At 46.9% G+C, this 24,225-nt stretch carries 24 protein-coding genes, 1 tRNA gene and 1 pseudogene; 7 read left to right on the top strand and 19 right to left on the bottom strand.

What is annotated here, in order from left to right; genetic code table 11:
- Positions 1-22: 22 nt before the first annotated feature.
- Entirely contained in the window at positions 23-1,099 is a 1,077-nt protein-coding gene (locus tag IEW11_RS18560) for a zinc-dependent alcohol dehydrogenase (protein WP_188532556.1), read from the bottom strand.
- A 74-nt stretch (positions 1,100-1,173) separates the two neighbouring features.
- Entirely contained in the window at positions 1,174-2,214 is a 1,041-nt protein-coding gene (locus tag IEW11_RS18555) for a LacI family DNA-binding transcriptional regulator (protein WP_188532555.1), read from the bottom strand.
- Between the two features lie 717 nt (positions 2,215-2,931).
- Here IEW11_RS18555 and IEW11_RS18550 point away from each other — a divergent pair.
- A pseudogene (locus tag IEW11_RS18550) lies at positions 2,932-3,255 on the top strand (alpha-amylase); the annotation flags it as partial.
- 117 nt (positions 3,256-3,372) lie between these two features.
- Here IEW11_RS18550 and IEW11_RS18545 read toward each other — a convergent pair.
- From IEW11_RS18545 to IEW11_RS18490, 12 genes are all read right to left on the bottom strand, one after another.
- A complete protein-coding gene (locus IEW11_RS18545) occupies positions 3,373-3,828 on the bottom strand; it encodes a DUF2269 family protein (protein WP_188532554.1) in 456 nt (151 codons plus the stop codon).
- Between the two features lie 280 nt (positions 3,829-4,108).
- Positions 4,109-4,273 (bottom strand): hypothetical protein, encoded by a 165-nt coding sequence (locus IEW11_RS18540; protein ID WP_188532553.1) that lies wholly within the window; start codon positions 4,271-4,273, stop codon positions 4,109-4,111.
- A 213-nt stretch (positions 4,274-4,486) separates the two neighbouring features.
- Positions 4,487-5,821, bottom strand: a complete 1,335-nt coding sequence (locus IEW11_RS18535) for a glycoside hydrolase family 30 protein (RefSeq protein ID WP_188532552.1) — start codon at positions 5,819-5,821, stop codon at positions 4,487-4,489.
- 156 nt (positions 5,822-5,977) lie between these two features.
- Positions 5,978-7,981 carry a beta-galactosidase gene (locus tag IEW11_RS18530; protein WP_188532551.1) on the bottom strand — a complete coding sequence of 668 codons (2,004 nt, stop codon included), beginning with the start codon at positions 7,979-7,981 and terminating at the stop codon, positions 5,978-5,980.
- Positions 7,982-8,021: 40 nt separating this feature from the next.
- Positions 8,022-8,846 (bottom strand): carbohydrate ABC transporter permease, encoded by an 825-nt coding sequence (locus IEW11_RS18525; protein ID WP_188532550.1) that lies wholly within the window; start codon positions 8,844-8,846, stop codon positions 8,022-8,024.
- Positions 8,843-9,703, bottom strand: a complete 861-nt coding sequence (locus IEW11_RS18520; protein WP_188532643.1) for a carbohydrate ABC transporter permease — start codon at positions 9,701-9,703, stop codon at positions 8,843-8,845. Before IEW11_RS18520 ends, IEW11_RS18525 begins: the two co-directional genes overlap by 4 nt.
- Positions 9,704-9,804: 101 nt before the next feature.
- Positions 9,805-11,103, bottom strand: coding sequence for an ABC transporter substrate-binding protein (locus IEW11_RS18515; protein ID WP_188532549.1), 1,299 nt, complete (start codon positions 11,101-11,103; stop codon positions 9,805-9,807).
- Positions 11,104-11,206: 103 nt separating this feature from the next.
- Positions 11,207-12,262: a response regulator gene (locus tag IEW11_RS18510; protein WP_188532548.1), complete on the bottom strand. Its 1,056-nt coding sequence runs from the start codon at positions 12,260-12,262 to the stop codon at positions 11,207-11,209.
- The gene (locus tag IEW11_RS18505) at positions 12,259-14,043 is read right to left on the bottom strand and encodes a sensor histidine kinase (protein WP_188532547.1); all 1,785 of its coding nucleotides are present in this window, start codon (positions 14,041-14,043) and stop codon (positions 12,259-12,261) included. Before IEW11_RS18505 ends, IEW11_RS18510 begins: the two co-directional genes overlap by 4 nt.
- A 129-nt stretch (positions 14,044-14,172) precedes the next feature.
- Positions 14,173-15,279: an alpha/beta hydrolase gene (locus tag IEW11_RS18500; protein ID WP_188532546.1), complete on the bottom strand. Its 1,107-nt coding sequence runs from the start codon at positions 15,277-15,279 to the stop codon at positions 14,173-14,175.
- Positions 15,280-15,532: 253 nt separating this feature from the next.
- Positions 15,533-16,408, bottom strand: coding sequence for an ROK family protein (locus IEW11_RS18495; protein WP_188532545.1), 876 nt, complete (start codon positions 16,406-16,408; stop codon positions 15,533-15,535).
- Positions 16,409-16,924: 516 nt separating this feature from the next.
- Positions 16,925-17,001: transfer RNA gene (locus tag IEW11_RS18490), tRNA-Met, on the bottom strand.
- A gap of 241 nt (positions 17,002-17,242) precedes the next feature.
- On the opposite strand from IEW11_RS18490, the gene IEW11_RS18485 reads away from it, so the two are divergent.
- From IEW11_RS18485 to IEW11_RS18460, 6 genes are all read left to right on the top strand, one after another.
- Complete coding sequence (locus IEW11_RS18485) at positions 17,243-17,512, top strand: AbrB/MazE/SpoVT family DNA-binding domain-containing protein (protein ID WP_188532544.1); 270 nt, start codon at positions 17,243-17,245, stop codon at positions 17,510-17,512.
- Positions 17,513-17,539: 27 nt separating this feature from the next.
- Complete coding sequence (locus IEW11_RS18480; protein ID WP_229725441.1) at positions 17,540-17,878, top strand: hypothetical protein; 339 nt, start codon at positions 17,540-17,542, stop codon at positions 17,876-17,878.
- A gap of 113 nt (positions 17,879-17,991) precedes the next feature.
- On the top strand, positions 17,992-18,171 hold the full coding sequence (locus tag IEW11_RS18475; RefSeq protein ID WP_188532543.1) for a cold-shock protein: 180 nt from the start codon (positions 17,992-17,994) through the stop codon (positions 18,169-18,171).
- Between the two features lie 28 nt (positions 18,172-18,199).
- On the top strand, positions 18,200-18,409 hold the full coding sequence (locus IEW11_RS18470; RefSeq protein WP_188532542.1) for a hypothetical protein: 210 nt from the start codon (positions 18,200-18,202) through the stop codon (positions 18,407-18,409).
- 248 nt (positions 18,410-18,657) lie between these two features.
- Positions 18,658-19,257 carry a bifunctional transcriptional activator/DNA repair enzyme AdaA gene (locus tag IEW11_RS18465; protein ID WP_188532541.1) on the top strand — a complete coding sequence of 200 codons (600 nt, stop codon included), beginning with the start codon at positions 18,658-18,660 and terminating at the stop codon, positions 19,255-19,257.
- A complete protein-coding gene (locus IEW11_RS18460) occupies positions 19,238-19,765 on the top strand; it encodes a methylated-DNA--[protein]-cysteine S-methyltransferase (protein ID WP_188532540.1) in 528 nt (175 codons plus the stop codon). Before IEW11_RS18465 ends, IEW11_RS18460 begins: the two co-directional genes overlap by 20 nt.
- 156 nt (positions 19,766-19,921) lie before the next feature.
- On the opposite strand, the gene IEW11_RS18455 is transcribed toward IEW11_RS18460, so the two are convergent.
- The 5 genes from IEW11_RS18455 to IEW11_RS18435 form a co-directional block, all read right to left on the bottom strand.
- Positions 19,922-21,166 (bottom strand): Zn-dependent hydrolase, encoded by a 1,245-nt coding sequence (locus IEW11_RS18455; RefSeq protein WP_188532539.1) that lies wholly within the window; start codon positions 21,164-21,166, stop codon positions 19,922-19,924.
- Positions 21,167-21,169: 3 nt separating this feature from the next.
- The gene (locus IEW11_RS18450) at positions 21,170-21,676 is read right to left on the bottom strand and encodes an L-2-amino-thiazoline-4-carboxylic acid hydrolase (protein WP_188532538.1); all 507 of its coding nucleotides are present in this window, start codon (positions 21,674-21,676) and stop codon (positions 21,170-21,172) included.
- A complete protein-coding gene (locus tag IEW11_RS18445; protein WP_188532537.1) occupies positions 21,673-22,839 on the bottom strand; it encodes a trans-sulfuration enzyme family protein in 1,167 nt (388 codons plus the stop codon). Before IEW11_RS18445 ends, IEW11_RS18450 begins: the two co-directional genes overlap by 4 nt.
- 116 nt (positions 22,840-22,955) lie before the next feature.
- Complete coding sequence (locus IEW11_RS18440) at positions 22,956-23,636, bottom strand: FadR/GntR family transcriptional regulator (protein ID WP_188532536.1); 681 nt, start codon at positions 23,634-23,636, stop codon at positions 22,956-22,958.
- A gap of 249 nt (positions 23,637-23,885) precedes the next feature.
- Positions 23,886-24,203, bottom strand: a complete 318-nt coding sequence (locus IEW11_RS18435) for a cupin domain-containing protein (RefSeq protein ID WP_229725439.1) — start codon at positions 24,201-24,203, stop codon at positions 23,886-23,888.
- Positions 24,204-24,225: the final 22 nt, after the last annotated feature.

Genomic DNA, 24,225 nt, shown 5'->3' with positions numbered 1-24,225 from the left:
CAACCCTTTCAAGATATAATTGTTATAAAATTACCATACCTTTTATTTTTTCCTCTTCCTTGGAGCCCATAAATTGAATGGCCTCCGACAGCTCGGATAGCTCAAACCGGTGTGTAATTAACGCCTTCACATCGACCAATCCGCTGTGAACGGCCTGTATCGCCGTCGGCCAGGTTAATGGAGCCAGCCAAGAGAAGCGAATGGTCTTATCCGCTTGCAGCGTCGGCAGGGCGGGAATAACGATCTGGTCCTTCTCGCCCGGCAATCCAAAATAGACGATCGTCGATTTCTTTCCCGATATTTCGAGCGCTTGCTGCATGGCAATAGTCGAACCCGTAGGAACAATGACTCGCTGGGCGAGTACACCGCCGGTCAGTTCCTTGACGGTGCCAACCAGATCCTCCGTATAATATGGAGAGCCAGGATTGGCGGTGTTCAGAACAATGTCGGCTCCCAGGGACTTCCCTTTCTTCAATGAGTAATCCAGGATGCCGACAAGAATAACTTTTCCGGCTCCACGCGCTTTAACAAGCTGAACCATCATCAGCCCAATCGGTCCCGGCCCCATAACCACTACGGTATCTCCAGCTTGCACATCGAGATTATTCACGCCGTATGTTGCGCAAGCAAGCGGTTCCACCGCAGCCGCCTCTTCAAATGACATTTCGTACGGAACCTTGTATACATTGGTGAATCTGGCTTTGACATATTCCGCAAAACCGCCGTTACCGCTTACACCCACATTTATAAGAGATTCGCACAAGTTGACCTGGCCCTTTAGGCAATACATACAAGCATGGCACGGCTGAGCGGGATTCACGATGACCTTGTCGCCAATTCCGAATAGCTTCAGGCTCTCCGGGATGAAGCCCATATCGACGACTTCGCCGCTTATTTCATGCCCTAATATAATCGGCCCCTTGCCGGTTGGCGTGTCTACCGGCGATTTGCCTAAATAATACGAAATATCGGAACCGCAAATGCCTACCGCTTTCACTTTTATCAGCACTTCATTTTCTTCGATACGTGGTAACTCTACGTTTTCCAGCCTCATGTTGTGCGGTTCATAGAAGACTTGGGCTCTCATTGTCGTCGGCATTTCAGGCTCTCCTAACTGGATCTTAATTGTAAGCGATTTCTCATTGCGGCGAAAAATGAATAATTAGCGATAGGCTAACTATTCACTTTCACAGCTTTAATACTTGACTGCCGGATAATTAATGACGGTTCATACATCACTTCCGTCGTTTCATTCTCTTCCTTGTTCATCATTTTTATAAGAATTTCAGAACCCTTTTTGGCCATCTGGTATTTGGGCTGCGAAACAGTTGTCAGCGTCGGCGAAATCAGCTCCGATAAGGGGACATCGTCATAACCGATGACAATGATATCCTCCGGAATTTTGATTCCGTATTCCTGAAGCCTCTTCATAATCCCGAAGGCCAGATTATCCGAGCTTGCATATATGGCGTCCACTGCATCGTTCAGCAGAATCTGTGCCCCGAGGTTGTAGCCCATCTTAATTTTGTCATACTGGTTATTCTCGATAAGAATGAGCTGTTCATCCACCTCCAGCTCAAACTTCTCCATCGCTTGCCTGAAGCCTTCGTACCGAAGCTGAAGCGCCCGGCTGAACAACGGCTCACTTGCGAAGCAAATTCTCTTGGCACCTGTCCGGTATAAATGCTCCACAGCCAATCTGCTGCCGGAAATATTGTTCAGCTCAACGGATGGAATCGTGAAGCTCTCATCCTCCACTTTGTCATCGAGCACAACGAGCGGAATATTAAATTTATTGAAATTGGCGTATATTTTCTTATTCACCAACGGATAGGCGACGATAATCCCGGCCACGTTCTGTTGGATCAATGCATTCAAGTATACTTTTTCAAGATCAGGATTATAAAACGTATTACATAAGAAGGTAATGTAGCCTGAGGCTCTTAAGGTCTTCTCGACACCCTTGGCAATCTCGCCGTAAAAACCGCTCTCAATGTCAGGAATGATTAATCCCACTGTATTGGTTCGTTGCTGCTTCAAGCCTTTGGCCAATGCATTGGGCACATAGCCTAATTCTTCGATGGCCTTTAGAACCCTTTCCCGAACTTCCGCCGATACGGACTCCGAGCCGTTAACAACATTGGATACAGTGGGCTGTGTTACACCGGCTAGCTTTGCAACATCCTTCATGGTCGGTTGTTTCGTTCTCTGCAACAATATCCCCACCAAATCTATTAATTTTCATTTATACGTATAAATGATTATTACTGAGACCATTGTATTCGATGATAAAGTAAAAATCAACAGTTATTTATAATTATTTATACGTATAAATGATTTCTTCGACTTTATCCTACAATATCCTCTGGATGTGTGCGTTATAAGTAAAAGAACCAGCAGGCAGCTGGTCAACCTGTTGAAAAACCTTCAACGTGCTTCTTTAATGCACATTATGAAATTTCCGGTCGCGATCAGCCGCAAGCAACGATATTGTAAATATCAGCCACCAGTTGACTCCGTGTTAGCGTCTGGTAATGGTCATCGATGACCATTAGAGCACCTCAATTCAAAAAACAAAGATGTTACGGTCATTGATGACCATAAGAATCGATAACCATCATTTTGACAAGCGTATTCCCCTCTAACGGTCAGGGATGTCCGTGTAAAGTTCAAAAGCATGAATAAATGCTTCTAACGGCTATCCATGTCCATTAGAAACGAATAAAATGCCTTCATTGGTCTGGATGTTTCTAAAGGAGAAAGTATGGCCCAAGCTTTTCTGGATAAAGGCCGGCCTAACGGTAAGCATTTTGCATTAATTTAAAGCCTTGAGACATAAGGATTTTCAGACATAAAAAAGGGACTTCACCCCAACTTGTAGAAGTTTTTCGGTGACCAAACCAAAAACCCAAGGATAGAGGAAGTCACTTTTTTCGGCTTGATACGATCAAACATATCAATCATCACTTCATTAAAGATTTTGCAGCGGAAATGAACATAGAACGCGGCGAGGATTTTTATATGGTAGGTGAGTTTTGGAATCGGGAGCTCGCCGCATGCCAGCAATTCTTGGATACGATCGATTATTGGATCGATCTGTTCGATGTGTCCCTTCATTATAAACTGCATGCCGCATCACAAGAAGGAAGCTCATTTGACCTCACGACTATTTTTGAAGGTACGTTAGTGAATTCTCATCCTATGCATGCCGTCACTTTCGTCGACAACCATGATTCACAGCCTAATGAATCGCTCGGTTAATGGCGGAAGCGTATCGGTATGGGCGCTCCCCGAGCATGATGTGGCGTAAGCCGGCAGATAACATCACAAAACCGCTGGAGAAAACTCTCCAGCGGTCTCTTTAATTGTCGCTTAAAACACAGGTTTTAATATCATCATAATAAACAGTAGCGTACCCAAAGCTGAACATACGTAGTAAAGTTTATTCACTTTGTTAAGCAGGGCCGCCTGAGGCGCAGGTGGAAAGTGGCTATCCGACAGTTTCGTTTCTTGAAGCCATATATTCATCTTCTTGGACATTGGCATGATGATTCCAACAGCCACAATTTGAATCGCGATATACAGAATAATCGAGGCAATAATCCAGAAATGTCCAAATCCCATTCCAGACCAGATCACAAGCGCTATACCGCTTAATACTGCAATGCCCCCACCGATCTTTGGAAAGAAGTCCAGCTTACTTCCCAGCTTATAGGACTGCTTCAGCTCGCCAATCGTTTGGCGATTTCTAAACAGCACGTGTCCAAAGAATGTCGGTCCCACTCCAATAATCGCAGACAGTACATGAATCAGTACAAGCCACTCCATATCGACTTCCTCCACTCCAGATCTTTTGTTTTATTACTTGCTGTTTTTCAACAAAACTCTCTGCCTTTTGACTTCTTTCAACAGCAATCATCATAAGTGATCCGTTGTCACAAAGGATAGTTACTAAAGTCATATGACAATCAAAACACGCAATACAACGAAAAACCTTATTAAAGATATGAAGAAAAACGGTATTCGATGACAACAATAATCCGCGCACTATCTTATAACAAAAAAAACCATCTCCAGCATTTTGAGAAGATGGTTTCTCATTTCGAATTCACTTGGCGGGCCTTACAGAGCTAACACCAGTGCTTTGCCAAACAACAAGCTCAGGCTGCAGCGTCGTTAATTTTTTAACATTTTCTTTATTAATTAATTTCAAGAGCACATCGATCGCCGTTTTGCCTAATTCCTTTAAGCCGACCGCGAAGGCGCTTTTCATTACGCCGATCGCGCAAGCATCATTTACACAGAAAATTGCGCTGGGCAGTGATTTCAAAAATTAAATTTATAAGCTTATGCGTACAAACAAGCGGAACAGCAAAAGCCGCATTGGATACAGGAAATCGATAAAGCTAAACCCGTAAGAGGGCCACTGTCAATGTGTCCGGCTTACGGGTCAAATTTCAGATTGTAATACTTCATCCTATATTGATTATTTCTCCAAAACGATCGTATGAAATGACTCCGGCTCAAGCATAAAAGTGCCGCCGCTTGTTCCGTCAGAAAGATGAAGCACCCGCTCCTCGGCAAACGGATTAGCGATCACCACAACCTTGTTCCCATTAGGTCTCTTGAAGGCAAGCGCATTGCCGGTCCATGGGCCTTTTAAGCCGATGCGTACACAACCTTCCGATACAAAGTGGGCGAAATGCTTCATAACATAATATTCCGGGTTAAGAATCGCCCTCTTCTCAGCAGGATCAATCGTGATCATCGAATTTTGCTCCCAGCCCCATGTGCTGCGCCCTTTCGGCTCAAGCGCCATATTCCAGTACACATAAGCATTGACGCCGTTCGTAAAATAATGTTGATATAAATTAAACACATATTTGGCATAATCCCATGTGTTGTTGCCGTCGCCGCACTCATTTTCCGTCTGCATGTAACGCAGCTCCGGATAGCTTTGCACGGTACGCTGGATCGCATATTTTCCGGCCCATTGATAACCGACGCCTTTAATGTATTTGTAGGCTTCAGGATCGCTCAATACCGTACCCGCGTAAACATCGTAATCCGATGTTGTTTTTTTGATAAGCTCCTGCCATGGATCCGGCGCATTGATCGTACCCAGCCAGATTTCAGTATCCAAGCCATGCTTTTCGAAGGCCGGTCCCAAGTAATCGCGGATGAACTCGCGAAGCTGCTCGCCCGTCCATACGCAGGATGGAAACTTCTGATCGGCAACAACTTCATTTTGCACATGAATCTGGTGAATGGTAATGCCTTCTGCGCGGTATGCCTCCACAAATTTGATGAAATAAAGCGCGTAGGCTTCCAATATCTCTTTCTCCCAACGCAACGTGCCATAGTTGTAGGCCTTCGGGAACTTCATCCAGGTCGGCGGGCTCCATGGCGAAGCAAACAACTTCAAATCAGGATTAAGCTTTAATGCTTCCTTGATATAAGGTATCAAATACTTGTGATCCCGTTCTATGGAGAAGTGTTCCATGGCAAAGTCGCCGTCAACCTCGTTATGGCTGTACCATTCAAGCGCGTAATCGCTCGCGCCGATTGGAAGACGGCAAATGTCGAATTTATGATCCCCATCGGGGTGGAACAAGGAATGAAGCACTTTATTCCGGTCTTCATCGGTTAACTGCTGCAGTGCAGCAAAGCCCAATTCATTGAAACATCCGCCGAAGCCCTCGACATGTTGAAATTGTTCCTCTGTAATGGTAAGGTTCGCATCGACGCTGCTTGACCGAGTAGCTTCTTTTTCCTGCCAGGCTGTTTCTTTGGTGCTGGAAATCCAACGAATACTGCTCATTGATTGACCTCCTCGTAAAATATAAATTATTACAGCCATATAGGCTTGCGCAAAACGCAGCTCCCTCCGGCCGCATGCGTTTCGCTCCAGCCTTCGCTTTCCATATTATTTCTCCAGAACGATTTCAGCCGCTCCGCTCCACAATCCCCCTGCTTCCTAACTCTCAGCAATAATCAGAACGCCCCAGCGGTCGATGCTCACGGTTTGATCCTTGGCGATAGCCGCTTCCGTCAGCAGTTCCCGGCCATTCGAATACGGGTAGCGGAACTCGGAAGCCTGGTCGGAATAGTTGAAGTAATAACGGATGGCTCTCCCTTCCCTGTTCACTCCGGATTTCATAATGAGCGGGAACGACAGCTCCTGATCCTCACTCCACAGTCCCGCTTCCTTCACGGCGCGTTCAAGCACCCTCTTCACAATAGCGGCACTCGGCAAACAGCCGATATACACCGCTTTACCCTTGCCGTATTGGTTCTCTGTGATCGCCGCATATTTTCCCCAATGCGGATGGTCGTAATAAGCCAGCACGTCAGCGGTCGTAGGCGTAATAAGCTCCATCCATGTCTCAATCTTGTTGTCGGCTTCCCCGACCTGGAGAGGATCACCGCTCAAGCCGACGTTTTTCGGTTCAACGAACATGCTGTAATGGATGCCGCACGCTTCGCTGATGATGCCGGGCTGGCGCACCGTACGCACCTTTACATTCTCGTCGGTGAAACCGCTCTTGAAGGTATAGACGATATGCCCGCCATCTTTCACAAATTCATTTAATCGCTCCAATAGTGAATCAGGAGCCGCGTATAATGCCGGGACAATGAGCAGTGAATAGTCCTGTAGATTATCGCTGCCGGGATGTACGATATCGCACCCGACATTCATTTTGTATAATTCGTCGTACATGAGCCGCACAACGTCATTGTAGTTTTTGGCGCCGCCAGGGAGCTTGAACCACTCCAGCGCAGTCAACGATTCGTTGCTGGCAAGCAGCGCAACTCGATTCGTTTTCTTGAGGTCAACCAGCTGCGTGGACAGCCGTCTGAAATCTCTGCCGATCGTCTTGGCTTCCTCGTATACGGGATTCGGCTCCAAATCATGGCTGAGCAGCCCTTTCCAGTACGTCTCAAACGAGTTATGAATGGAATGCCAATGCCAGTAAGCAACCATGTTGGCCCCGGATGCAAGATGGCTGAACGCCTGCAATCGGAGCTGGCCCGGATACGGAACCCAATTTGCGAAAGCTTGAGCCTCGGTCTCCATTACCAGATAATTGCTTCCCTTCGTCGACCTGGCAACATCGCCGCCGAACGAAATTTCAATTCCTGTCAGTTGATCCTGCGAAGGATGATAGATATCTACGCTTGTCACATCAAAAGCTTGGGATGCGGCAAAATGGTCCACATCAGGTTGAATGCCAAACGAATAACCCCGCCACTCAAAGTCGAAGTTCTGGGTCACGAATTGATCATTTCGTTTGTACTCCTTGACGATAGATACCTGCCAAGCGAGAAAATCGGTCACCAATTTTCTTTGGAACTTGGCGAATTCAGCGCCCAAGCTGCCGTTGATCGTACCGATGACAGAGGGAAAGTCCTCCCAGCTGTTAATCCTGTTGCTCCAATAATCAAGGCCAAACTGCTTATTAATGACGTCAAGCGATTTGTAATTCTCTCTCATGTATTTAACAAACAGCGTCTGCACATTGGGCCCTTCCGTATTATAATGTTTCGTTTCATTATCCACTTGGAATCCAATGACAGCCGGATGATCACACACGTGAGCGATTAATTTTCGGATAATCCTCTCTGCGTAGAACAGATAAACCGGATGGGTGATATCCATATTTTGACGGGCTCCATACCGGCTTTGTCCCTGCTTGGTGAATGCCAATACATCCGGATGCTGCTTCACCATCCATGTCGGAATCGCGTAAGTCGGCGTGCCGACAATCACTTGAATGCCCGCTTGCTCCATCGCATCAAGCACCCGATCAACGGAAGTAAAGTCAAAAACGCCATTTTGCGGTTCATGGGTGCTCCATGTTGATTCTGCGATTCGAACGACGTTGATGCCAGCCTCTTTCATCATTTGAATATCTTTCTCAAGCCTGTCATAAGGCATATATTCATCGTAATAGGCTACTCCGTATAAAAGCTTGTTCAATGCGTCTCACCTTCACCTTTCTACTAGGGCGATCAGGCCATTATCCCTTAACCGCACCTTCAGTGATGCCCTCCATAATAAATCGTTGGAAGAATCCATATATAATGACAACCGGAATAGCAGTCAACACGAGCGATGCCAGGATGAGCGGCCATTCCTTGGTATATTCCCCGAACAACATGTTCGTGGCGAGAATCAATGTATAACGTTCCACGTCCGTCAGCATGAGCAGCGGGAGCAGGAAGTCGTTCCACACCCAAAGGAAATTTAAAATAGCGATTGTAACGGTGATCGGCAGCAGCAGCGGAAAAATGATGCGGAAAAAGGTTTGGAATTCCCCGCAGCCGTCCATTTGCGCCGATTCCTCCAGCTCTCTCGGAATAGACTTCACAAAACCATGGTATAGAAAGATAGCCATGTTAACGCCAAGTCCAATATAGATGATCCCAAGCCCATACGTTGAGCCCTGCAGCTCCAAACTGCGAGCCATGCGTGTCAATGGAATCATGATCGAATGAAACGGCACCAGCATTGAAGCGATGAACAGGAAAAAGATGATATTGCTCACCTTTCCTGGCGTCCGGGACAGCTTGTAACCAGCCATTGCTGCCAAGAAGACGATACCCCCAATGCCGATAAACGAGACAATAACGGAATTCTTCACGCTGTTTAATAAATTAATTCGTTGAAAGGCTTGCGCGTAGTTCTCAAAGTGAAGCTGCGTTGGCAATGACAGAATCGAGCTAAAAATTTCCGCCTGTGATTTGAATGAATTAATAAGGACCATATACACCGGAAAAAACGAGAGGATCGCCAAAAGGGACAGCAGCACTGTAGTCAAAACATTGGTTGCACGTACACTCATGACTCCACCTCCCTTTTCTTCATGACACTCACCTGGATAAAGGTGAAGATCAGGATAATGACAAACAGGATAACCGATTTGGCGCTGGCATACCCGTAACGGAAATTATTCGAGAACGCCTCTTCGTAAATATTCATTGTAATGACCTGCGTGCTGCGGCCCGGGCCGCCACCTGTCAAGCCGTACACGGTATCAAACACTTTAAAAGCCCCGTTTAAGGTCAAGAACAGACAGATCGTGATCGCATGCGTAATCATGGGCAGCGTAATGTGGAAAAAGCTCTGGAACGGATTGGCTCCGTCGATAATGGCGGCTTCCTTCAATGATTGAGGAACGCCCTGCAGGCCGGCCAAATAAATAATCATCATATAACCCACGCCGTTCCATAACGAAACGAGAATAATGGAGAAGAACGAGATATTCGGATCCCCAAGCCAGGATTGATCAAGAAACGAAAGCAGAGAAGTCATCTGTGCAAGCTGCGGCAGCACCTGTGTGAAGACGAAGGTCCAGATAAAAGCGCTGATGATCATACTGATCATATTAGGCATAAAGAAAATCGTCCGGAAAAATCCTTTTGATCTCATTTTACTTTCAATTAAAACAGCCAGAAACAAGGCGAATACGTTTTGCAGCACAACCATTACAATCACGTATTTCATCGTAAACAGAAGCGATTTGATAAAATCAGGGTCTTCCCTGAGCGCCTCGACAAAGTTGCCGAAGCCGATAAATTCATAATCCCGGTTCAAGCCGTTCCAGTCCGTTATGCTGTAATACATGCCACCCAATGTCGGGAGCATCAAAAAAATAAAATACAATATAAACGCAGGTCCGACGAAGGCCAGCAGCGACATATATTTTTTATATCCTGATTGCAGCACGGGTATGTCTCCTCTCCGACTTATGATGAAGGAGAGGAAAGGAGGGGAATGCCCGCCTTTCCTCTCATCCAGCTTTATTTATTCACTTTGTTGTAATCTCTCCAGGATTTGTCGAGAGCCTGCAGCACTTCGTCCTGCGACATTTGACCCGCAAAGTAGCTCTGCAGCGCCTTGCCTACCTCATCTTTGACAGCTTGAGGGATCGATGGATCCTGATAGGACTTGCCCGCTTTAACATACTCTGTTGCGTCATTCACCCAAGGATAACTTTCATAGGTATGAACCGTTGCCAGAGGATTGAACTTCACGCTTTGGAAGAAGTTGTTCGACGCTTCGTCGTCAAGAATATAGTTGATAAAATCAATGGCAACTTCTTTATTGCTGCTGCTCGGCGATACAGCCAGAGACGTGGATACGCTAAGATTAATCAAGGTCGCATCCGGGTTATCATTAATCGGAAGCGGTGCTACGCCGAATTCGAAATCCGGATTGGAAGCAAGGATTGTCTCTGCATACCATGGACCTTGTATCCACATCGCCGCTTTGCCTTGAGCGAATGCCGCCGCTCCATCATCGCCGCCTGTTTCCAATGCCCGGTCGGTTCCGTTGGCATTAACAAGATCGATAATCTCGAACATGCTCTTCATCTCTGAGAATGAGCCTTCATCTTTATTCATCCGGTTAATAAAATCAGTGTTTTCCGTATTGATCATTGCCCCTGCTGCGAGCGGCAGGAACAGCTGAGGAATCCACGATTCTTTGTAAGACAAGAGGAAAGGCGTGACGTCGTTTTGCTTCAGCTTCTCTACAACCGCTTTCATTTCACTCAAAGTAGTCGGTGGCGTAAGGCCAAGGTCCGTGAAAATTTGCTTGTTGTACAGATAACCCCAGGAGAGCGTCTCAAGCGGTACAGCGACCACTTTATCGTCGATCGTTACAGCCGGTTTCACGCTGTCCATCAGCTTGCCAACGAAAGGCTGGTCAGATAAATCCTCCAAGTAACCTGCTTTATAGAAGGAAGGGATCTCGTTAATCGCATGAAGTCCGAAGATATCCGGCGCATCGTTGGATGCTAGTCTGGTTTTCAGAATTTGGGGAGCATTGTCCGGATTCGGCATTTCCAGCTGCACTTTGAGATCGATATTTTTCTCTTCTTTGATCTTTTTCGTAAAATCCGCAATATACGAGTCGTATTGTTCCTTGAACCTTGGCTGGGCGATAAACATCTTGAGCGTTACGCTCTTGGCTGCACCGCCTTCGCTTACGCCGGCGTCCTCTCCAGCGCTTCCTGTATTCGTGCCTGTGTTACCGCAGCCGGCCAACAGGCTGACGGCAAGCACTGCGCTTGCTGCAACTTTCCACATCTTTTTCATCTCTTTTTGACCTCCCTGTAAGGATGTTTTGATTACGCTTTCAGTATAAACAAATAATGAAAGCGATTAATTGTAATAAATTAACCGCTTTCATTGTACTTTTTTAAACCTGAAGATTATTCTTTCTTAATTCACCCGGAGCGATGCCGAAATGCTTTTTGAATACCCGGTAAAAATAGGCGACTTCCTCATACCCGCACATTTCGGCTATATTTTTGATCGGGATGTCATCATTCAGCAGCCATTTCCTGGCCTGTTCCATGCGAAGGCCTTGAATATAATCCGTCATATTTTGTCCGAATTGCTGTTTAAATACTTTGCTGAGATACTCCTTGCTGACAAAAAAAACGCCGGCAATTTTCTCCTGCGTGATCGGCTCCGTAAAATTGTGATCAATGAATTGCTTGATCTCATTCAGGTTCAACCTGTTGCTGAATTTACGATGGGTGACCAGCTTCCGGGTCGAAGAAACATACTTCTCCGTAAGAAAACGGATCGCTTCAGAGCTTGAAGCGAAGCGGCTCCAATCAATCGCCGGCGAAGCTTTATCCGGCTCGAGCGAATTACGGAACTCCAGCTCTTCAAGAAGCATGGCGAATTCCTGAAGCACACGCCTCCAACCGCCGGACTCCAAATCAATATCACTGGCTTGCTTGAGCAACTCCTTGAAGGCGCTTCGGATTCCTTCCTCGTTCAATTCGTTGTAATGGGCAGAAAGCAGCGGCTTATAAGTCTTAATAATTTGAAATGCTTCAATATTAAGCGTCGGGCTGAATTCCTGCACGGATTCAAGTTCATCCCGGCACTTCGATAATGCGGTGTTTAATTCAACAGGATCAATCGGCTTGAGCAGATACTCATTGACCTTGCATTTGATCGCTTGCCTCGTGTAGACGAAATCATCGTAACCGCTAATCACAATAACTTTTATTGCTGGATGTTCATCCTGTAAGTAATTAAGCAGCTCGATTCCATCCATCCCTGGCATGCGCATATCCGTAATGACAATATGAGGGGAGCATTCATGAATAAGACGAACGGCCTCCTCGCCGTTGTCCGCTTCGCCTGCAAGCTGGATACCATATTGCTCCCAATCCCCCAGCGTTTTAATAATATCCCGGTTCCAATGCTCATCATCCACAATAATCGCTTTTATCATGCTTCACCATCCTTCTGAACCAGCGGCATTCGGATTTGGACGAATGTTCCCTCACCCGGCCTACTCTCAACATGGACACCGTACTGCTCTCCAAAGTGCAATTTGATTCTTGCCGCCACATTATGCAGCCCGATTCGTTCACTCGCCCACAGCAGATCCGAAGGCTGGTCCAACTGCTCCTGCAGCTTGGCCAGTGCTTCTTCGTTCATGCCCACACCATTGTCTTCCACCGTAATTTCGACTCGATTCCCTATCGTTATTGCTCTCACACAGATTTTCCAATCGCTTGTTTTCCGATCCAATCCATGCATAAATGCATTCTCTATCAAAGGCTGCAGCGTAAGCTTCGGAATAAGGCAGCGCTCCAGCGCTTTATCCACATAAATCTCGTATTCAATCCGCTCGGCAAACCGCTCTTTTTGAATCAGCATATAGTGCTTCAAATAATCGGTTTCCCTGCGCACGGTAACGAGCTCATCGGGTTCGCGTATTACATAACGGAACATTTCGCTTAATGAACGGATAATTTCGTAAATTTCGTTCGGCTTTTTGGAGAACGCCATACTGCCGATCAATTGAAGCGTATTCTGAAGAAAGTGTGGATTGATCTGGGATTGAAGCGCTTTTAATTGCGCCGTCCGTTTCTCCAAATTGATGATATATTCCGTTCGGATATGCTCTCTGATCCGATGCGACATATTCTGCATGTTCCATTCCAGCAGCCCGATTTCATCGATTCGGTTGCTTAGCGGCAATTGTTCTCCATCTTTCAGAAGGCGAATGCCCTTCATATTGCGCGTTAATCGGACGATTGGACCTGCCATCTTCCAAGCTACGAAAACAGCTGCCATCAGGGATACAATAATCGATACCACACCGACTATCAAACCGTACTGCATCGTCCGCTGCGCGCTTTCATTAATGGATACGGTCGGAATCAGCTTTACCACCTTAAGGCCCCACGGATCGATTGTATTAGAGAACACGTAATAATTCTTATCCCGAATCAAGCCCGGGCCATCACCGATTTGCCGCAAAAGCTGTCTCAATTCATCCGATATCTCTGCTTTTTCCGGATTATACATTGGCTCACCATTATGATCCGTAATCAAGACCGTCTGATCCGTTTCAGAATGAAGCAGGTCCAATATATTATCCATCGTTCGCCATTTGATCTCCAGCAGCACAGCCCCCAGCACCTCTTTGTTCTCAAAGCGGTTGATGCGCCGGAGCAGATGGAAGCTTTCCAGCTTGGAATCCCCCTCTTCCACGAGGAAATCAATATCCCGCTTGAAGAAAGATGCCATCGACTGCGGGAGCTCACCCGGTGTTTTAATATCGTTGAACATATCGTTGATCGTGAATAATTTATTAGGCTCCTTGAGATACAACTGGATTCCGACCAGGTTGTTGTTGCCGGAATAATAAAGCGATGTCATCATGCTGATGACGCTTCGCTGTGCGGAGAACTGCTGCGACAGGCTGGAGCTGTCGGATTTATTCAAATAATCGTTGAATTCCGAGCTGATCAGCAGCGTGTATATGATATTGTTAAGCCCGGTAAGCTGTTCCTCCAAATATTGTCCTGTCCACGTTATGCCGGACATATTCGATTGAACGATTTCCGCTTCCATTGATTTTCTAGTATTCTCCGTTGCCAGCACGGTTACAAGGATCAAGGGAGCTGCAGAAAGGAATATCATGACAAGGATGAGCCGGTTGCGAATGCTCCGCCGGAACGGCTCGGTTAACAAGTTATATATGCGGGTTAATAAACGCACGGCATCACCTCCCATCCCTCTATTCTAAACAGAGTCGGATTAGCAAGCAATATGCAGCATCGTGTCAATCCCTGCAATAAAGAAGACGCTGACCTCTTGCGGCCAGCGTCTGTGTGGTTAAAGTAATCGTTATGCAAATACCCGCTTCAAGCCCTTAGCAATTTCATTCATGCAGTCTTCCGCCTGCGGGTATAATCCGATCTTATCTACAAATGCATGGTCCATGCCATTATACTGAATCAATGTGGTTGCAACTCCTGATCGGGCCAGCTTCTTTGCGTACGCTTCCCCCTCAATCCTCAGGAAGTCATACTCCGCCGTCAATATCAACGCTTCGGGCAATCCGCTTAAATCCTCCGCCAATAATGGAGCAAAGTACGCTTCCGTAACCTCAGTGCGACCTTGTAAGTACAGATTGCGCATCAGCTCCCCGCCACCGCGCAATCCTTCTATGCCGGCAATAATAAGCTCTCGGTGGTTGCGGATATCATATTCATCCAGACTCCACCGGAAATCTTCGGTTTCGACGCCGCCCATATTCACCGTCGGATAGATAAGCGCCTGATATTTGATCATGCCCGTCCCTTTGTCCCGGTCCATCAGGGAGCAGACCGCTGCCAGGTTGCCGCCGGCGCTGTCTCCGGATACCCCGATTTGCTGCGGATTAACGCCGATTTCGGCAGCATGCTCATATACCCACTGAACAGCTTCGAAGCAATCGCTCAATCCGGCAGGAAAGGCATGCTCGGGTGCAAGCCGATAGTCCACTGAAACGACGACGGCCCCTGCTTTTTCCGCCAGCGCTTTGCACGGATTCTCCACCACGCCAACCGTCCCTCCGATAAATCCGCCGCCATGGAAGAATACAATCGCCGGCTTAGGCGCTTTCCCGGCAGGCGTGTAGATCCGCAAAGGGATCGCGCCGTTTGAACCTTCAATCGTCTTCAAAGCCGTTGTCATTTCGGTTCGTGTAATATCCTTGTTGTCCCAGCCCATCATATCCCGCAGCGCTTTTACGAAAGCAGGCCTGTCGGAAGGATCGGGAAGCGGATTCGGCTTGGTGGCCCTCTTCTCGGCCTCGTCCTGTAATACACGATGCACACGAGGGTCTAACTGTCCCCCTTCATCCGAATCCGGGATGGGCTTAATGACATAGTCATAGCCATCCCGTTTGCTGGTCACGGCCTGTTCTTCAAGAAGCTGCAGCAGCAATTGCTCATACTGTCCATTTGGCATAGCTGTATCTCTCCTTTAACTATGTATGATTAGATGTAACGACTGTCACCCTAATGATAATGGATACCGCTTGGTCCGGTCTATTCAATAATACGACTTTTTTCTTTTCATTTTACGATGTTCCGCTTGCTGCAACCATACCTTTCAACCTATCGTCATTATCCGATCAAGATGAGGCGTAAATCGTGTAGATTCGCACAAAAAAGGACGATTCCGGTAATGGGATCATCCTTTTTTGTGTGTAGCGGCTCTGTTATTTGCCCGCAGCAGCCAAGCCCAGCGCCAAAGCGCCGCTTAACCCGGCATTGTCGCCCAGACCCGGCGGCACGATGTAGGATTCAATGTTATTTAGAATCGCCTCGGCACTGACATAACCGTTCAACTGCTTCTGCACCTCTTGACGAATCATCGGGAACAGCTGCTGCTGATGCATGACGCCGCCGCCCAGGATGACTTTCTTAGGCGAAAGCAGCAGAATCGTGCCTGTCACAGCCTGAGCGATATAGTAGGCTTCCATTTCCCAGGCAGGATGATCGGCGGGAAGCTCGCTCCCTTTTACCTTCCAGCGTTTTTCGATTGCAGGGCCTGCGGCCATGCCTTCGAGACAGTCTCCATGATATGGACAGAGGCCCTCAAAGGTATCATCCTTGTGCCGACGCGTTAAGACATGTCCGCCTTCAGGATGGACAAGGCCGTGAACCAGCTTCCCTTCCGAATATACGCCGACACCGATTCCGGTACCTACCGTATAATAGACACAGCTGTCGAAGCCTTTCGCTGCGCCCCAAGTCGCTTCACCGAAAGCAGCGGCGTTTACGTCCGTATCCCAGCCGAATGGAACGTTAAACTCCTTTTTCAGCGTCCCCAGAAAATCAAAACCCGACCAGCCGGGCTTTGGCGTCGTCGTTACATGCCCATACGCGGGACTGGCCGGATCGATATCAATCGGTCCGAAGGTCCCTATACCAATCGCTTCTACACCTTTGCCAGTGAAATAAGCGATCACATTATCCATTGTCTGCTGCGGGTGTTCCGTCGGGAAGCTTACCCGATCCTCGATCGTTCCATTTTCGTTTCCAATCCCGCAGACGAATTTTGTACCGCCCGCTTCGATTGCTCCAATACGCATTTCCATTTCCTCCCCATTCATTGAACATCAAAAAGAACCTTTCACTAATTAATTCTTTTTGCCATATGAAGTTATAATACAACATTCGCTAATAAATTCGTACCGTTGCCGAAAAATTTATCCAAAAACTAAAATGACCGCTCCCGGGTATACCGGGAAACGGTCACTTTGATCTTTTTAAAGGTGTGAGATTGGACTTTTCTTTTTATCAGAATCCTTCTCAATACGATCCACAGGTAATGCTTTGGAATAAAAACTAATAATATCATCAATTGTAACGAAATTAGTTTTTATGTCCGTATCTTTTTTGTTTTTCAGTATAACACTTCTCTCTTCGTTAATTTAAAGCTTCTTTCAGTGCCTTTCCTGCTGAGAAGACCGGAATCTTGCCTGCAGGCAGTTGTCCCGATTCATCCCTAACACCTCGCTTTACATGATCATTTTCCGGGAAATAAAAAAATTCACATATTGAAAAACGTTTCATTAGAAAAATGATACCTTTTTCAATATGCGAATTGGTTGCGGGGGCAGGATTTGAACCTGCGACCTTCGGGTTATGAGCCCGACGAGCTGCCGGGCTGCTCCACCCCGCGATATTAAAAAATAATCAGCTTCTTCGACTAAGGACTAACTATATACTATATTTCCTAAATATACAAGCCTGAAGGGACATCCTTCTTTATTTAATAATGAATGGCAGGGCAAAAAGAGTATACACATTCAATAATAAGGCATATAATGATAAAGTAAAGAAAGTAAAGAAAGTAAAGAATCGAATCATTCAAAGATTATAATTTCCTGAAAAGCAATAAAAGCTAGAAAAGGGTGAGTAAGTTGGAAATTTCTAAAATCAGCAGCAAGGGACAAATCACGATTCCAAAAAGTATTCGCGAATTACTGGAAGTGGATGCGGGAGATCGTATTTTATTTATAGAGGAAAATGGACGAGCATATATAACCAAGGCCAGCCTGGATGCGCTAAACGATTTTCAGCTTGCCATGGCGAAGGGTGCCAGCAATCATAAAATTTCCAAACAGGAATTTGAAGATAAACAGGCAACTTACCAAGAGGATTCCTGGGGCGTGCCCAGAGATAAGAAATAGATAGATGAGAATTTCCAGGAGAAACAAGTGAAGGGAAAGATGAAAGTGAAAGTTGAGCTATGGTTTACGGCACAGGGACAGCTTGCAATAAACGAATTTGAAAACCACGAGCTCATCGAGTCCTTTTCGAGGCATATGAAGACATTGACGAAGAAGTATATGATCGTCACCTCAGTGCCCCTTGACGACAATCAGGATATCGCTTCTGCGGGCGTCCTGAACGTGCTGCTGGAAACAAAATCGTTAGAAGTGGATATGTTTTTCCGGGAATTGGGCAGGGATATGAAAAACCCGCTGAACAAACGCTTTGACGGGAAGCTGGGCAATATTTTCAAGGCAAAGGTAGTCACTGAACAATCGTCTTAGACATAGACATTACCAAAGTGATCAATAATAACTCTTCGTTTGTATAAGAACTGTTCCTTATATTGAGCAGTTCTTTTCTTTTAAATTTCATGGTTAATTAAGGGGATGATATCGTGTACTTTTCAAAAAAATCTAAAGAACCTCTCGAGTTAGTACAAACATCAATTTGGATGTGTTGTGAAGACGAGTGTTTTGGATGGATGAGAGAGAATTTTTCATTTGATAAAGAACCGTTGTGTCCATTATGCAGCTCAAACATGGAAAAGAAAACAAAGATGCTTCCGATTCTTTAAACCAATTAAAGATATGAGGTGATCTGTATTGTTTATACAAAATCAATGGCTTGAGAATCAGGTCGATTTTGATAATGCCATGTTTTTGAGAGTCCCGGTTTCCGTTTGGCGCGGAAATAAATTTATTGATTACGGGGGCTTAATTAGAGAACATGATATTGAGGCTGTTTTTATCGCAGATGATTGTTTTCTCAAAACGGAATTTCGGTTTAAGATAAGATCAAGCAGTGCTGAATAATAACCAAAACCTGCCGCTGAGGAGCTCGCGCCCTCAAAGAGCGCGCAGGTTTTTTTGACTTATCTTGTTCCACCGGAATGGCTTTATAGAGCCGCCGGTCCTTAATGTGAAACAAGCACTCGTTCGACGCGCCCGCCAAATAACTCATAAAAAGGGATATTTATCGTTTTGTTATCTTGCTCTTCCATTCGAAAGTGAGTACGTACGTTCACCACTCGAGGTATAATGATTGTGTAGAGGTGAATAAAATGACGAATCCGAATTCACTCACGGACGACAAATGGCAGGCCATTATCAGCAATGACGTCTCTTACGATGGACAGTTTTTCTATGCGGTAAAGACAACAGGCATCTTTTGCCGGCCTTCCTGTAAATCCAGGGTACCCAACAAAGAGAATGTTCACATCTTCCAGTATGCTGAGCAAGCAATCACAGAGCATTTCCGTCCATGCAAGCGGTGTAAACCGACCGGTCAGCATTTGCCGAATGATGAGTGGGTAGCATTGGTCACGGAATTTATCGATAACTATTATACCGAATCTTTGACATTGAAAACATTGGCGGATATGAGCCACGGGAGTCCGTATCATTTGCACCGGACATTCAAGCGCATCAAGGGCATAACACCGGCGGAGTATATTCAACACAAGAGAATAGAGAATGCCAAGGAGCAATTGGCCTCTACAGATAAGGCCATTGCAGATATTGGAATAAGCGTGGGACTGTACAATACCCCCTATTTCGTAACCTTGTTCAAGAAGAAAACCGGGCATACGCCTGCAAAATACCGTCAAGTACAAAACCAATCCACTTTGGAGGTTTCACCGAATGGAAAGCAGCAGCCCTAACCCGGCGATCTATTGGACGTTATTGATCCATGAAGACTGGAAGATGCACGTTGCGGCAACGACGGAAGGACTTTGTTACGTCGGTTCGCACAATAAACCTTTTGAAGAAATGGCCGACTGGATCAACCGCCGGTTTCCCGGACGCATGCTGGTCCAGGATGACAACAAGATGGAGCCCTATCTGAATGAACTCATTGAATATTTACAGGGCGAGCGCAGAAGCTTTTCGGTTCCGCTTGATTTTCGGGGAACGCCGTTTCAAGTGTCTGTGTGGAATGCGCTTGGCAGAATTCCGTACGGACAAACCCTGTCCTACTCGGATATTGCAAAGGATATCCGGAATCCTTCTTCCGCACGCGCTGTCGGGGCTGCGATCGGTGCGAATCCGATCTTGATTACGATACCCTGCCATCGCGTAATCGGCAAGAACGGCGCCCTTACCGGCTATCGGGGCGGCATGGATATGAAAACAAAGCTTCTTGAATTGGAACGCAAAGGCGCTTGGTGAAAATGACAAACTAAAAAGAGCGCCTCGGTAGGATGGGAGTTTAAACGGGTCTGCAGCCCTTTAATCTCACATCAGGAGATCGCTCTAATATCATCGTATCTGGTTGTCGGTGTGATCACCGTCTTGGGTTATGCTCTTTGGTATAATCGTTGTGGTCTACACAAGAGGGTGTTCGTTCCTGGAAAGCTCCGACACCACGCGGTAAAGAACGTCCGCTGCCTGGCCGCAATCCTCTTTAGAACTCCACTCCGCGGGATTGTGGCTCACCCCGTCCTTGGAGCGCACAAAAATCATGCCCACCGGGCACAGCTCCTTAAACTGCATCCCATCATGCCCCGCTCCGCTGGGCAGGCAGAAGTCTTCAAGGCCCTCTTGGCGCACGGCTTGCCGGATCACTTGCTGCAGTGGCTCTGAACAAGGCACAGGGGGCACACGTTGGAGTGTCTCCAAATGAAAATCCACGCCCCGCTCTTCACATACCTTATTGGCGAAATCGATCAAACGGGATTCCACTTCGTCCCGGGCTTCTTCATCGATATCCCTCAAATCCAGCGTAAATTCCACCTGTCCGGGAATCACATTCACTCCACCGGGTTTCACCGAAATGGTCCCCACCGTCGCAACCGCGTTCGGATATTTTGACGCTTCCTCTTCAAAATAGCTCATCAACCGCGCTGCAGCGGCTAAAGGATCTTTCCGCAATCCCATCGGTGTGGCGCCCGCATGACCTGCCTCTCCCGTGATCACCCACTTCATCCATAACGGGCCGGCAATTCCCGATACAATGCCAACAGGCAGGCCCCGGTTTTCGAGCACTTTTCCCTGCTCAATGTGAACTTCCAGATACGCTTTGATGGAACCTGGCTTTCTGGCAGCATCGGCAATCGCCTGCGGATTGAAGCCTGACTCGCGCATCGCTTGGGCAAGGGAAGTTCCGTTCGAATCGACGGCCCCTTCCACTTGCTCATCGGCCAGAATCCCGGCAAACGCGCGGCTGCCGATCATGCCGAATTGGAAACGAGTCCCCTCTTCATCCGTAAAAGCAATAACCTCGATCGGGGAGTCCGTTTCCACACCTTGCTCGTGAAGAGTGTGCAGCACCTCGATTCCCGAAAGTACACCCAGAGCCCCGTCAAAACTGCCGCCATTGGGAACCGTATCGATATGAGAACCTAATACAATCAGCGGAGCATCCGGGGTCTTTCCCTCTTTTCTGCCGATCAGGTTGCCAATCGCATCTTCACGCACAGTTAAGCCGGCCTCTTTCATGTAGGAAGCTACAAGCGTCTTCGCCGCCTTATCTTCCTCAGTGAATGACAGCCTTGTTATACCTCCGCTTTTCTGTTTCCCGACCTCCGCCAATTCAAAAATTCGTTTCCATAACCGGTCCGAGTTAACCACAGACTACCCCTCCGATGGCTCTTCGTCTTTCATTTGAAAGCGGAAGTGACATGTTCCTTCTTTTAAAATATATTGGTCATGCACGACCTCAAAATTTTTGTTGAAGCCTCTGGCAATCGCCGGATCGATCATATGGCAGTACAGAATCCCGTACTCCTCCATACCATCCTTCTTCCACTGCTCGGCAAAAGCACATTTCGTGAAGGTTTGTTCGATTTCTTTCGGATGATAGACCGTTTCGTACTCGAACAAATTACTCCGGCCCATATCATAGTTCGGCAAATAATTTTCGATCCCATTCGGCTCGCCGACAGCTGCCGCACGCCGTGCAATATCCCGGCCCCGCTCTTCTCCGAAGGTACGTACGCCTTCCATGACCGCTTGGCGGCCTTCCTCACCAAAACGATCCACGACCGCTTTCGATACATGGGCGAATAATTTAGCCATAATGGCATACATGCTGGCCGGTTCCAATGTTTCCTTTTCCGTCTGCTGTTGTTCGTTGTTCATCGTCTCACTCCTTCAAATTCAGTAATACATTCAAATGCCTGCGCCAAATCATCAATAAGTTCATAAGGATCCTCAAGGCCCACATAAATCCGAACTACGGAGGAGGACTCCCTTTGGCAAGGGTGAACGGTGATAAGACTTTCGTATCCGCCCCAGCTCAAACCGATCCGGAAAAATGTCAGCCGCTCCGCCCAACATCGCATCTGCAATAACGGGATATTCGTTTCAAAAGAAAACAAACTGCTGGAACCGCTCATTTGTTTCAAAGCAAGATGATGCTGAGGGTGCGAGGACAAGCCTGGATGGTTTACCTTCGCCACCAAGGGATGCTTCTCCAGCCACCCAGCCACAATCAGGCCATTCTCCTGGAATTTCTCCATTCTTAAAGGAAGCGTGCGCAGTCCTTTGATCATCGAAGCCGCCGTCATCGGGGACATAATGCCGCCATGCAGCAAAAATTCGTGCATCCCCAAATGTTTCATGCGTTCTGAAGAGCCGATGACGACACCGCCCATTCCGTCGCTGTGGCCGGAAACATACTTTGTGAGCGAGTGGATCACCAGATCAATTCCTAAGGAAAGCGGATTTTGATAACAAGGCGTAGCCCATGTGTTATCAATAATCGTAGCCGCTCCGATGGATTTGGCTAACTCTGCGCACGCAGACAAGTTCTGAAGCTGGAAGTGCAGCGTGGTGGGGCTTTCCAAAAAAATGAGAGAGGTGTTGTCCCTCACGGCTTGTTGAATATTATCCATGCTCGATCCGTCTACAAATGTAGCTTCAATATCGAATTTCCGCAAATAAGAGCCGATCAGTTCTTTTGTAGGACCATAGGCTTGGTCAATACAAATGATATGATCCCCGCTTTTAATGACCGAAAGGACAGCTGCCGAGATGGCGGCCATACCAGAAGCAAAACACCTGGCCTGCTCTCCTCCTTCAAGCAATGCCAGCCGTCTCTCCAAGTCGTTGACAGTGGGGTTGTTGCCCCGCGAATACAGGTGATGATTCAATGGATCGTTCATTGCGGTTGTAAATGCATCATACGAATGAAAGGTAAACAAGCTGTTCTGGTAAATCGGCATAGTTACGGCACCATGGTATTGTTCGTTGTGAACATCATGGACAACAAGGGTTTGTTTGTTTAAAGAACGATCTGACATCTGTGTGATCCCTCCGGGATGAGCATGTTAAAATCAACCTATCAGCCTATCTGATAGGTTGATAGGTTGATTTTAACATGCTCCAGAAGGACCCGTCAACGAATATCAGCCACTATTCATTCCGCTTCATGAATAGTGGCTTCAACCGCGTCCATCAGCTTATTGAATTCCGCCCGCGCTTTTTGGCCGTCTTTATTTTTGATCGCTTCCGCAAGCGTAAAGTGGATCGGCAGTGTAGCTTCGAAAAGTTGATTGTCCCCAAACGGATTGCTCCAGAATACCTCGAACATTTTCCACATGGACAAGATTACACTTTCTAGGACGGGATTATCTGACGCCTTATAAATCGTTTGGTGAAATTTGATATCTAATTCGGACGTATCCATCTGGTTCTCAGAATATCGTTTGATTTCCGAGATGTAATACTCCATTTCTTTGATCATTTGATCTGTGGCCCGAGCCGCCGCGAGTTCTACCGCCATTCCTTCCAGCGCTCTCCTCACCTCGCTGACTTGCAGCATAGACCGTTTTACATCATCTACCTTGACCTTGGCGGATATACGATAAGAATGCGTATCCTTTACGTACACGCCTTTGCCGTTAATCATCTCGATCATATCCATAGCTTGCAAAGAGCGGAGCGCTTCCCTTAAAGAGGAGCGTCCCACACCGAGAACAGAGGCTAACTCCTCGAGGGAAGGAAGCTTGTCCCCTTCGCCAAAGCCTTGTTCCCGAATATACTTTTGAATTTCTTTTGCTGCAAGTTCATGCACTAATCTTCGTTTTATTTTGTTCATCTATCCGGCCTCGTACTTTCTTGTGAATATATATGTATAGCTCTTATCCTTCTTAACTATTATATCATTTCAATCCCAGATAAAACGAGCAGGTACCCGGCGGAAAATGAAAGATCCTCCTGTGAATCATCTCAATCTTAATTGATTCAGGATAATGTTTGAGCTTTTATTGCCAGTATAAAAATGCACCCCCTAGTATTCATCGGTATCCCTGGGGTTTTACCAATGTCTATTCTAAGGGGTGCACTTTTATTCGCTCAGGAGATCGAGCCGCAGCGGCGTAAACGTGTCCAGCAGTACGGATGGCTCAAGCGCTTTCACACCATGCTCCGCGCCGCCCGGAACGCATATCGTTTCTCCCTGCTGCAGGATGGTAACGCTATCCCCGATATAGAACTCCAGCCTGCCCTGCATGCAATAGCTGAATTGTTCATGGGGATGGCGGTGACGATAACCCTCAGCTCCTTTCTCGAAATGAACCTCCATCATCATCAGATGATCGCCCGGCTCGAATATTTTCCGTTTCACTCCTGGCTCTGCCGCTTCCCACTCTCCGATTTTTTTCACGTACAGCACCTCCTGACTTCTT

It is taken from the genome of Paenibacillus abyssi (assembly GCF_014640295.1).
Taxonomy (GTDB): Bacteria; Bacillota; Bacilli; order Paenibacillales; family Paenibacillaceae; genus Paenibacillus_D; species Paenibacillus_D abyssi.
This window is presented reverse-complemented; position numbering and strand designations above follow the sequence as displayed.

Coding starts and splice junctions, on each gene's coding strand:
- IEW11_RS18560 (WP_188532556.1), bottom strand. CDS start 1,099: ATGCCGACGACAATGAGAGCCCAAGTCTTCTATGAACCGCACAACATG.
- IEW11_RS18545 (WP_188532554.1), bottom strand. CDS start 3,828: ATGGAGTGGCTTGTACTGATTCATGTACTGTCTGCGATTATTGGAGTG.
- IEW11_RS18540 (WP_188532553.1), bottom strand. CDS start 4,273: ATGAAAAGCGCCTTCGCGGTCGGCTTAAAGGAATTAGGCAAAACGGCG.
- IEW11_RS18535 (WP_188532552.1), bottom strand. CDS start 5,821: ATGAGCAGTATTCGTTGGATTTCCAGCACCAAAGAAACAGCCTGGCAG.
- IEW11_RS18525 (WP_188532550.1), bottom strand. CDS start 8,846: ATGAGTGTACGTGCAACCAATGTTTTGACTACAGTGCTGCTGTCCCTT.
- IEW11_RS18520 (WP_188532643.1), bottom strand. CDS start 9,703: ATGTCGCTGCTGGCCTTCGTCGGACCTGCGTTTATATTGTATTTTATT.
- IEW11_RS18515 (WP_188532549.1), bottom strand. CDS start 11,103: ATGAAAAAGATGTGGAAAGTTGCAGCAAGCGCAGTGCTTGCCGTCAGC.
- IEW11_RS18510 (WP_188532548.1), bottom strand. CDS start 12,262: ATGATAAAAGCGATTATTGTGGATGATGAGCATTGGAACCGGGATATT.
- IEW11_RS18500 (WP_188532546.1), bottom strand. CDS start 15,279: ATGCCAAATGGACAGTATGAGCAATTGCTGCTGCAGCTTCTTGAAGAA.
- IEW11_RS18495 (WP_188532545.1), bottom strand. CDS start 16,408: ATGCGTATTGGAGCAATCGAAGCGGGCGGTACAAAATTCGTCTGCGGG.
- IEW11_RS18465 (WP_188532541.1), top strand. CDS start 18,658: ATGACGAATCCGAATTCACTCACGGACGACAAATGGCAGGCCATTATC.
- IEW11_RS18460 (WP_188532540.1), top strand. CDS start 19,238: ATGGAAAGCAGCAGCCCTAACCCGGCGATCTATTGGACGTTATTGATC.
- IEW11_RS18450 (WP_188532538.1), bottom strand. CDS start 21,676: ATGAACAACGAACAACAGCAGACGGAAAAGGAAACATTGGAACCGGCC.
- IEW11_RS18445 (WP_188532537.1), bottom strand. CDS start 22,839: ATGTCAGATCGTTCTTTAAACAAACAAACCCTTGTTGTCCATGATGTT.
- IEW11_RS18440 (WP_188532536.1), bottom strand. CDS start 23,636: ATGAACAAAATAAAACGAAGATTAGTGCATGAACTTGCAGCAAAAGAA.